We start from the raw sequence: 7,599 nt of genomic DNA on the forward strand, positions 1-7,599 counted from the left end.
AAAAATATCGCTTTCATCCCACATCTGAAGAAGTGGGCTTTCTCGCTCATAAGTTCTGTAATAACTAAAAAAATGCTTGAAGAAGTTTACGGAGTAATTTCATCAGTGAATCATGATGAAAATGGAATACCCTCTGTTTCTGCCATAAAATCTATTAGAGAAAATAAAGATATAATAAGAAAACGATTATAAATAAATAGTTTATTTATAATCGTTTTCGTTAATATTATATTATATTTTGAAAATTAACATGGTGTCTTCCTCTTGGCACTATAAAAGGTGAAGAGGATAACGGATCTTGTATAACTAGACAATCTAATCCAAATACTTTACTAATTAATTCAGATGTTATAACCTCTGATGGCGTCCCTTGGTCAATCAATTTACCATTACGAAGAGCAAATATATAATCAGCATATCTAGCAGATAAATTTATATCATGAAGTACCATTACAATAGTAGTCCCTCTTTTGCGGTTTAAATCAGTTAATAAATCAAGAATCTCTACTTGATAAGCAATGTCAAGATAGGTAGTTGGTTCATCTAAAAGAAGTATCTCTGTCTCCTGAGCAAGTGCCATAGCAATCCAAACTCTCTGACGTTGCCCACCAGATAGTTCATCTACACTACGATTAGCAAGCTCTTTTATTCCCATTATTTCAAGTGCTTCTTCTACAGCTTCAAAATCAGTTTTATCCATGCTCTTTAAAAATGATTGATATGGATATCTACCTCTTGAAACTAGATCATAAACAGTTATTCCTTCTGGAACTACTGGCGATTGCGGAAGTAAACCTAAAACTTGTGCTAGTTGTTTAGAAGGCATTGAAGTAATTTTTTTACCATCAATTACAACTTGCCCTGAAACAGGTTTAATAAGTCTAGCAAGTGTTTTCAACAAAGTAGATTTGCCGCATGCATTAGCGCCAATAATGACACTAATTTTATTACTTGGAATAGCTAGGTCAATTCCATCAATTATAATCTTTTTGTCATATCCAGTTACTATTTCCTTTGCTTCAAATAATTGTTGTTTTTTAGTCATTATGCTTGACCCCTCCTGTTTATAACTATTAATAAAAATAACATATATGGTGCCCCCAAAATTCCCGTGACCACACCTACAGGAAATCTTGTGCTAAATACAAACTGACCAATCATATCTGCGCCAAGAACTAATGATGCTCCAACTAAACCTGATGATAAAACATTTGATACTCCTAATCCAACAAGCCTAGATGCTATTGGTCCAGATAAAAATGCAACAAAGGCTATAGGACCTGTAACAGAAGTAGCAAAAGCAATCAAAAACACTGAACTTAGAATTAGCATAATACGTATTAAATTAACTTTAATACTTAATGTAATTGCAAACTCATCTCCTAATTCTAATATTTGAAGCTGTTTCGTTAAGAATAAAATAGTAATTCCAAATATAACTACAACTAAAAATAAAGTTGGTACATCTTCAATCCCCACTCCATTTAAACTACCGCTTAACCATCTAAGTGCAGTTGGGACATCATGTTGTGAAGCTTTAGCCAACAAATATGATATAAGTGAACTTATCATTGCCTGCATTCCAATTCCTATAAGTATCAATCTACCGCCTGCAAATCCTGAGCCTTTAGATAACATATATATAATTATTGATACTATAAGCCCAGAAATTACCGCCGCTACAGAAACAGCACTTCCACTCATATTTAAAACTAATATGCAGAAAACAGCTGCAACACTGGAACCTGAACTTATACCAATAATATCAGGACTCGCTAATGGATTCCTTAGCATAGTTTGAAATGTATTTCCTCCTATACCAAAAGCTAATCCTGCTAAAAGTCCACTTAGCATTCTTGGTAAACGCAGAGTTGCTATAGTAAAGGTGGCACCTTGTATTTGTTCTCCACTAAGAACTCTTATAACTGTACTTAACGGATAATTAGTTTTCCCATATACAAGCATCATACCGCAAAGAAATATCGTTAGAACAAGTAAAATAATATTAACACTAATCAAACGGATTTTCCTTCTAATATAGCCTTGTCTAATTTGAGTATGAGTACTTTGTATCATATGGCTTTCACCTTCGCTTTCCTAGCAATGATTATAAGAATTGGTGCGCCTAGAAATGCAGTAATAATTCCAACCTGAATCTCACCGGGACTTCCAATTACTCTTCCCAAAATATCTGAAATTATTAAAAGTGCCGCACCTCCTATAGCAGACAAAGGAACTACGCCCTTCAAATTCGAACCAAAAATAAGACGTATGGAGTGTGGTATCATTAATCCTATAAATCCAATAGGTCCAGCAATTGCAGTAGTCGCACCAGATAGCATAACTCCTGCAATTGCACAAATAAGTCTTATAATCCCTGTATTTATGCCTAAACCAGTAGCAACCTCTTCTCCTAATGCTAAAACATTTAGTGCCGGTGTTGAAGCTATACTTATTATTAAACCAATTATCACAAATGGTAGTATTAAAGTAATATTTTCCCAAGTTGCACCACTTACACTACCAACCTGCCAAAATCTATATAAATCCATAACCTCACTTCTAGGAAGCATAACTGCGCTTACTAAAGATGATAAAACAGCACTAGTAGCAGCACCTGCCAAAGCAAGTTTTATTGGGGTCATGCCTCCATTCCCAATAGATGCTATAATATATACAAATATTGCTGTTATACCTGCTCCAGCTAGCGCAAACCAAATATACTGATTTGCTGAATTTATATTAAAAAAAGCTATTCCAATTACAACAAATAAAGATGCACCTGTATTAACTCCTAAGATACTAGGATCAGCTATTGGATTTCTAGTTATTGATTGCATGAGGGCTCCTGATATCCCAAGAGAAGCCCCCGCCATAATACTAAAAATTGTTCTTGGAATACGCTCTCGTACCACTAAGGCAGCAAAAGACGTATCATTACTATTTAATAATGCATTTATTACTTGATTAAATTCTATGCTTTTTGATCCCCAAGCTAATGATGCAAATACACATAAACTCAAAAAAATAATACTCCCTAAATATATTTCTATTGTTTTTGCAAGTTTCATTTTACTTTATCTGCTGCCTTTCCAATTATACTTAAATACTCATCTATTGTTGCAGGAATAGATAATGCACTTGGAGTAGAAGAAGCTGCTAATGCTGATCCGTCTTCTATAACTGCAACAGCACCATTTTTAACTGCTGGAACTGTTCCTAATAAATCATCCGATTGAAGTTCTTCTAATAATGTATCACTTCCATAAGTTACTATTATATCTATATCTGCTAATTTATCAATATTCTCTGAACTGATTTCAATAGAAAAGCTGTTTGAAGTTTCCCCTAGTTCCTTGACACTTTCAGGTACTTCTAAACCTAAATCAGTTAGATATGCTCCACGAGGATCTGTCGGAAGATATACGTAGAATTTACCTAAGTCAGCTGGATTGAAATAACAAACTGCAGTTTTTTTCCCTTTAAAATTAGTATAATTACTAGTCTTTTCTTCTATTAACTTTTCTAAATCTGAAACTAATTTATCGCCTTCATCCTTTTTACCTATAGCAGTTGCATTTATTGTTATTTGGTCACGCCAATATGTTTGCCATGCAAGTTTAGGATATGCTACCACAGGAGCAATTTTACTTAATAAGTCATATTCATCCTGTGTAATTCCTGAGTATGCAGCTAAAATAACATCTGGATTAGAATTGCTTATAGCCTCATAGTCTAAACCATCTACATCATCAAAAACAACAGGTTTTTCTACTCCTAATTCCTTATATTTTTCTCCAGTCCAAGGTAATAGACCATTTTCATCTGTTTCACCATAATTTGCCTTAGATACACCAACCGGTATAATTCCTAATGCTAAAGGCACATCTTGATTACCCCATGAAATTGTAGCAACATTTTTTGGTTCTTCTTCTATAACAGTTTCTCCATAGGCATGTTTAACTGTTATTGGATAAGAAACAGAAGTACTTTCTTCTACCTTTGGTTCCTCTTGAGTTTTTTCTGTTGAACTTGTACATCCCGTTATTAGTAAAGTACAAACAAAAATAATAGTACTTATTTTTTTTAGTTTCATAATATTCCTCCTAATTTATTATATAGATTTTACTTGAATGTTCCATAAGTAAATGATAATGAAAATTGTTATCATTTAATTCTTATACCATTATATAGTCATAAATTAAATATGTCAAGCGTAGAAATGGGGGTATTCATTAGATATCTATATTTAAAGCTATTCTCTAAATCACTGGAACAAAAAAAGATTACTTCGAAGTAATCTTTTTTTGTTCATTTTACTTTTTAATTAAAAGACAAACTGTCTCCACAATGGTCAAAAATGTAGCGTACAATTTCAGCTTCTTTTTCATTGACTGTGATGGTCTTGTCTTCGGAATGATAATCATAACCTAGACAACCTTGAAAGTCACCAGTTCGCCATGCTTCATCTTCATTTTCATACCCTTTTTGACATTCGCAGAAATATTTTCTACTTCTTGTTGTGCAACGGAGCTGAGTACCACTAAAAGTAGTTCTCCGTCCGTTGTAAGGGTATTAATTTTTTCATCTTCAAAATATACTATGCTTTAATAGGCAGGTAGATTTCAGTTATGTATTTTTCAGGATTTCCCGCCATTGTCGTACCATACCCCTTTTCGTACATTTCAATTAAAGGGGCTTCATAAATCAAATGATGTTCATTAGCATAATCAAATAACGCTCTATAGGCAGATTTCAACTCCTCGTATTTACCAATGTGTGTAACATGAAGAGCTTTACTTTCAGGTAAATTTCTTGAAAAAACTCCATCGCTATTTACCTTTTCTGATACTGGAACACAAACTTCAATATCAGCTTGTTCACTGTATTCCAAAGAATAATAGCAAGTAATGGGAGTACCAGTAACACGATTTTGTACTACTTTGTAAAGTTTTTCAAAATACATACCTATTTCATGATATTGCCCTTGAAATCTTATACTCGCAATTTTCATAGCTGGTATCTCTACTTCTGAAACAGTATAAGTCATATCAAATTCCTTCTTTTGAATGGGGATATTATCTTTCAAGTATTCTTGTATCTCCAAAATTAGTTTCGTGTAGCGGTCAATTAAATCTTGTGTTAAAGCTACTTTTTCAACAAGATAATCTGCAAAATCATCCGAATGTTTGATATTTCTTAATGCATCTTTCATTTCAGAGATTGTAAAATTGAATTTCCGCATATTGGAAATAATTTCGGCTTTTTCAATATCCTCTTCTGAATAAAAGCGGTATCCGCTATCTTTATTGCGGAAAGACGGAAACAAAATACCTTCGGCATCATAATATCTGAGTGTTTTAGTTGTTATACCTACGATTTGTGAAAACTCACCTATCTTATAAATAATACCACCTCCTACAATTTCATTATAAATCTTCCAGTGCATAAGAAAGTCAAGCGTATTTTCAAAAAAGTTATTCCTACAATTCTTCTTCTAAACCAGCAATAGTAAGAATACCAAAAAACGGACAAAAGCTTACTTTATCTGCAATATACAGACCGCATTTTGCTAACCAATTTTGCATATCACTCAATGAATAAAACCAATTATCTTTAGGTGTGAATTTCTTCATATCATTCCAAGTATAAATATGCTCACTTTGCAAATAAGGAGCAATAAACTTTTTGTAGATATCTGGCGGTGTTGTTTTCGCTAAGAGATAACGATATACTTCATTAAATTGTTGTGAATCATTCTCTGCGTCAAACATTATCATTGTATCGCATAAAATAAACCGTCCAGAATTTTTAAGAATGTTCTTTACATTTTTAAGTGCTTGTATTTTACAACTATGTTTTACTTGATGAAAAACAAGGGAGCTGACTACAATATCAGCCTTGTTATCATAATTGAAACATTCAAAAGAGCCTTGAATATATTGTATATCATATCCAGCATTACGTTTTTTCGCTTCTTCCAAATTTTCAACGTTTGGCTCAATCCCAATAGTCCGCATTGATTGTAATGAGCAATTCCTTGTAAGGTTCCCCCAACCGCAACCTATATCAATAACAGTATCAGAATTAGTAATATTTGCTTTTTGCGAAATATTTTCTACAAGAATAGGCGTACTTTCAAAAGTGTTTCTTCCATCTGGACTTGTTAAATTGTGAACATATTTATCTAATATGCTATCCCAAGTTATTATCATAGCTATTCCTCCTTTCCAACTTTATTGTAAATCCTCCAGCACACAGGAAAGTCAACACCTTAATTAAATTATTTTGTAATAAGAGTAGCATATATGATTTATTGATGCCAATAATATGATATGTGTAATCATATGAAATCGTTTTGTCTGTACCACCTTTTTAATTTTAACATTCTCACCCCTTGACGCAAAAATACCACTGTGAAGTTTTTTTCACAATGGTATTCTAAAAATAAATATTTCATTGAAACTTCTGGTAAGATGGAAAATATTATACCTTACCTATTGTTCTGGTATATTTCTTTGTCGAATCTTCAACTACTTTCAACTGTCCTCTTTCCAACATTAATTCAATCCTTACTGCGTACCACCAGTCTCCGATACTCAAAGGATATTTTCCAAGAATATTACCAATCAACCTAGCCTCCTTGATTGGTTTATCTGTCATTTCTTTTACTATAAGATAATCATAAAAATCATCCGAGACACCAACAAGGCGCCCATTAATCAATGCACGCAAAGAACTATTATCCTCAACTAACTTCGACCATTCATCCGCAAACATGATTATTTCCATTTTGGATAATTTCTTTTTCAAATCCAAAAACTTATTGAAATCCTCTGGTACAATTTCACCCCAATTTTGATATGTTATCACATTTTCTTTCTTTATTATATAGTCTGGCAATTTTACAACGGATATTTCACATTCAAACTTTCTTAATACCGAACAAATATAATAGAAACCACATAAAGAATATGGGGCATTACTATACCAAATGCGCAACGGATGACCTTTTCGAGCAAATTCTATCAATCTGTTTAATTCATGCACATATTTGTTTCCCGCCTCATGCAGTTCCTCTAATACTTCCAGACTATCCTCCCATCCATTCTGAGTATACATAGAAAAGATTAACTCCCTGCGGTATTGACTGTCTATCGCTTCCTTAATATCACCAATATCAAGCATAAAACTAAGGCAGACTACCTCATCTTGTTTCCCCTGAGTCCTCCTTTTTTTCTTGTTTTTTCCCAAAAAGGAGGTTGAGCCATCATGACCACCAATAATTACATTTTCATCTTTAGCGGCTTTCATAGCTCCACTTTCACTCTCTCCAAACAATACCTCAACCATTTTGTTCCTCCTATGCTTTCTTTCCTAAAATTCCAACATCTGTGTTTTAATGATAATCGTGCGCAGAAGTATTCAAACATTAGCCTGAATGCTTCATAATATTCATATTTATTTTATCATAAAAATCTGTTAATGAAAATAAAATAACTCTTTGAACAGAGCTTTCGCATCAAATTTCCAGTGAAAAATTTAATTTTACTTAAATTGTACTTGATTACATTCATTTGAAAAAATGGTAAGTCTATA

Annotated in this window: 8 protein-coding genes and 1 pseudogene; 1 reads left to right on the forward strand and 8 read right to left on the reverse strand. The window is 33.0% G+C overall.

Features of this window, described 5'->3' with window-relative positions; all coding sequences use genetic code 11:
• Positions 1–192, forward strand: a 192-nt coding sequence (locus GOQ29_RS14290) for a hypothetical protein (RefSeq protein ID WP_484477093.1), incomplete at its 5' end; no start/stop codon positions are given.
• Positions 193–226: 34 nt separating this feature from the next.
• Here GOQ29_RS14290 and GOQ29_RS14295 read toward each other — a convergent pair.
• The 8 genes and pseudogenes from GOQ29_RS14295 to GOQ29_RS14330 all read right to left on the reverse strand — a co-directional run bounded on the left by GOQ29_RS14295 (position 227) and on the right by GOQ29_RS14330 (position 7,353).
• Positions 227–1,045, reverse strand: a complete 819-nt coding sequence (locus GOQ29_RS14295; protein WP_203373349.1) for an ABC transporter ATP-binding protein — start codon at positions 1,043–1,045, stop codon at positions 227–229.
• Positions 1,045–2,076: a FecCD family ABC transporter permease gene (locus GOQ29_RS14300; RefSeq protein ID WP_203373350.1), complete on the reverse strand. Its 1,032-nt coding sequence runs from the start codon at positions 2,074–2,076 to the stop codon at positions 1,045–1,047. Before GOQ29_RS14300 ends, GOQ29_RS14295 begins: the two co-directional genes overlap by 1 nt.
• Positions 2,073–3,023: a FecCD family ABC transporter permease gene (locus GOQ29_RS14305; RefSeq protein ID WP_484477094.1), complete on the reverse strand. Its 951-nt coding sequence runs from the start codon at positions 3,021–3,023 to the stop codon at positions 2,073–2,075. Before GOQ29_RS14305 ends, GOQ29_RS14300 begins: the two co-directional genes overlap by 4 nt.
• A 44-nt stretch (positions 3,024–3,067) precedes the next feature.
• Positions 3,068–4,096, reverse strand: a complete 1,029-nt coding sequence (locus GOQ29_RS14310) for an iron-siderophore ABC transporter substrate-binding protein (protein ID WP_203373352.1) — start codon at positions 4,094–4,096, stop codon at positions 3,068–3,070.
• 260 nt (positions 4,097–4,356) lie between these two features.
• Positions 4,357–4,601: pseudogene (locus tag GOQ29_RS14315) on the reverse strand (recombinase family protein); the annotation flags it as partial.
• Positions 4,601–5,449, reverse strand: coding sequence for a MerR family transcriptional regulator (locus tag GOQ29_RS14320; protein WP_203373353.1), 849 nt, complete (start codon positions 5,447–5,449; stop codon positions 4,601–4,603). The gene GOQ29_RS14320 and the pseudogene GOQ29_RS14315, both read right to left, overlap by 1 nt.
• A gap of 34 nt (positions 5,450–5,483) precedes the next feature.
• Positions 5,484–6,215 (reverse strand): class I SAM-dependent methyltransferase, encoded by a 732-nt coding sequence (locus GOQ29_RS14325; protein WP_203373354.1) that lies wholly within the window; start codon positions 6,213–6,215, stop codon positions 5,484–5,486.
• Between the two features lie 271 nt (positions 6,216–6,486).
• Positions 6,487–7,353 (reverse strand): DUF3658 domain-containing protein, encoded by an 867-nt coding sequence (locus GOQ29_RS14330; RefSeq protein WP_203373355.1) that lies wholly within the window; start codon positions 7,351–7,353, stop codon positions 6,487–6,489.
• Positions 7,354–7,599 lie beyond the last annotated feature (246 nt).

This window comes from Anaeromonas gelatinilytica (genome assembly GCF_016820635.1).
GTDB classification, from domain to species: Bacteria; Bacillota; Clostridia; order Tissierellales; family SIT17; genus Anaeromonas; species Anaeromonas gelatinilytica.